Annotated in this window: 2 protein-coding genes; both read left to right on the forward strand. The window is 70.2% G+C overall.

The genetic code is table 11. The features are described 5' to 3' along the window. Positions 1-340: 340 nt before the first annotated feature. Positions 341-1,204 (forward strand): type I methionyl aminopeptidase, encoded by an 864-nt coding sequence (map, locus tag Q7F20_RS18435; RefSeq protein ID WP_305741508.1) that lies wholly within the window; start codon positions 341-343, stop codon positions 1,202-1,204. Positions 1,205-1,250: 46 nt separating this feature from the next. Beyond that, positions 1,251-1,997: a polyphosphate--glucose phosphotransferase gene (gene ppgK, locus Q7F20_RS18440; protein WP_305741509.1), complete on the forward strand. Its 747-nt coding sequence runs from the start codon at positions 1,251-1,253 to the stop codon at positions 1,995-1,997. Positions 1,998-2,252: the final 255 nt, after the last annotated feature.

Here is a 2,252-nt window from a genome sequence, read left to right on the forward strand (position 1 = left end):
TCGCTTTCGCGAAAGCGACAGCCTGCCGCCCGCGGACGGCGGGAACGTGTCGCTCCTGCCGCACAAATGCGACGCCGGGCCGTCACCCTGTCGCGATGGCGGTACATACGACCACACGGTGACCGCCTGGAGGCGCGGCTGGCGCCCGGCGGACCGGCGCCGCGCCTCCAGGCCGTCGCGTCTGCACCCCGAGGCGGTCGCGTCCGCACCCCCTGGCGACCTTCCGCGCTGCGCGACAGTCCACGGATCCCACGGGGCGTGAGATGTCGCCCACGCCGTGAGGTCGGGCCGCTCCCGCGTGCGCGCCGCGCGCGACCCGGCCCCGGCTAGAGAGGTCGGCATGCCCCGGGACGAACACGGACACCTGACCGCCGGCCGCATCTCCCCGCAGCGGTCCGTCCCGAAGGAGATCGAGCGCCCGGAGTACGTCGGCAAGGCCGAGCCGCACGAGCATGGGCTCGGCGACACGTACACGCCGGACGAGGTCGAGCGCATCCGCACCGCCGGCCGCATCGCCTCGCAGGCGATCGACGCCGTCGGCGAGGCGATCCGACCGGGCGTCACGACCGACGAGCTCGACCGGATCGGCCACGAGTTCGTCGTCGCGCACGGTGCCTACCCGTCGACGCTCGGCTACCGCGGGTACCCGAAGTCGCTCTGCTCCAGCCTCAACGAGGTCATCTGCCACGGGATCCCGGACGACACCGTCCTGCAGGAGGGCGACCTCGTCAACATCGACATCACCGCCTACAAGGACGGGATGCACGGCGACACGAACCGCACGTTCATCGTCGGACAGGCGTCGCAGGAGGTCGAGGACCTCGTGACCCGGACCCGACTCGCCCTCGAGCGCGGGATCAAGGCCGTCGCCCCCGGCCGCCAGGTGAACGTCATCGGCCGGGCGATCGAGGCCTACGCCAAGCGCTTCGGCTACGGCGTCGTCCGCGACTACACCGGCCACGGCGTCGGGCGGGCGTTCCACTCGGGACTGATCATCCCCCACTACGACACCCCGCGCTTCGACGACGTGATGGAGCCGGGCATGGTCTTCACGATCGAGCCGATGCTCACGCTCGGTGGCATCGACGCGGACATCTGGGCCGACGACTGGACCGTCTCCACCCGGGACAAGTCGTGGACCGCACAGTTCGAACACACCCTCGTCGTCACCGAACGCGGCGCAGAACTCCTCACGGTCTCCTGACCTCCGAACCGAACGGTCTCCTGACCCCCGAACCGAAAGGCTCCTCATGACCTCCCTCGCAGTCGGCGTCGACATCGGCGGCACGGGCATCAAGGGTGCGATCGTCGACGTCACCACCGGCGAACTCACCACCGACCGGATCAAGAAGGCCACGCCCGAGGGCGGCAAGCCGCACGACATCGTCGCGGTGGCCAAGTCGATCCTCGAGGAGCTCGCACCCGCGGCCGAGGTCCCCGTCGGCGTCTGCTTCCCCGCGATCGTCCGCGACGGCAAGACCATGTCGGCGGCGAACGTGTCGAAGAAGTGGATCGGCTTCGAGGCCGAGGCCCTCTTCGAGAAGGAGCTCGGACGCTCCATCCACTTCGTGAACGACGCCGACGCCGCCGGGTTCGCCGAGCAGCAGTTCGGCGCCGCGAAGGGCAAGGACGGCCTGGTCGTCGTCACGACGCTCGGTACCGGCATCGGCACGGCGCTCATCAACGACGGGGTGCTCATCGTGAACTCGGAGCTCGGGCACCTCGAGATCGACGGGCACGACGCCGAGTCCCGTGCGTCGTTCGCCGCGAAGGAGCGCGACGACCTGTCGTGGAAGCACTGGGCGAAGCGGCTGCAGAAGTACTACTCCACGCTCGAGGCCCTGCTCTCGCCGGAGCTCTTCGTCGTCGGTGGCGGGGTGTCGAAGCAGTACGAGGAGTTCCTGCCGCTCCTCGACCTGCAGGCGGACATCATCCCGGCGACGCTCCGGAACAACGCGGGCATCATCGGCGCGGCGACCCTGGCGTCCCGGTCGTAGCCGGGCGCCGGCTGTCCCTGGTCGAATCGGGCGTAGCGGGTCGGATCGGGCGTACCCGGGCGAAACTTCGTGCCAGGTACGCCCGTTCTCACCAACCATCGCGGACGTTCTGGGAAACATCGAGCACGCCGGCTGCGGCGGTGCGAACCCGGCGCCACGCGCGGCCGTCAGACGCCGAGGTCGCACGACACGCCGCACGCTCCCGCCGAGGTCGCGCGAACTGCCGCTCGCGTCACGCCCGAACGGCAGTTTGCG

Origin of the sequence: Curtobacterium sp. A7_M15 (assembly GCF_030705415.1) — a bacterium.
Classification (GTDB): domain Bacteria; phylum Actinomycetota; class Actinomycetes; order Actinomycetales; family Microbacteriaceae; genus Curtobacterium.